We start from the raw sequence: 343 nt of genomic DNA on the forward strand, positions 1-343 counted from the left end.
ATTCGGTGTTCAGGTGCCGTTACAGGACATCTTCGCCCGGCCGACGGTGGAAGAGCTTGCTTCGGTTATTCAGGACTTGGAAGAGAGCCCGTATGAAGCGATTCAGCCTGCGCAAACACAGGACACCTACCCTTTGTCTTCGGCGCAGAAACGGATGTATGTGCTCCAGCAGCTTGAAGACGGCGGTGTCGGCTACAATATGCCGGCTGTGCTGGAACTGACGGGTCCGCTTGACCGCGGCCGGCTGGAGGAGACGTTCCGGCAGCTTGTGGAGCGGCATGAGTCGCTCAGAACGTCCTTTGAAACGGGGCCTGACGGCGAACCGGTGCAGCGCATCCATGAC

1 protein-coding gene is annotated in these 343 nt (G+C 59.5%); it reads left to right on the forward strand.

Going from position 1 to position 343, the window contains the following annotated elements:
- Positions 1–343 (forward strand): condensation domain-containing protein (locus tag V7728_RS20440; protein ID WP_335371393.1); only part of this gene is annotated, 343 nt, incomplete at both ends.

The sequence above is a fragment of the Bacillus sp. JHAA genome (assembly GCF_036961585.1).
Taxonomy (GTDB): Bacteria; Bacillota; Bacilli; order Bacillales; family Bacillaceae; genus Bacillus; species Bacillus velezensis.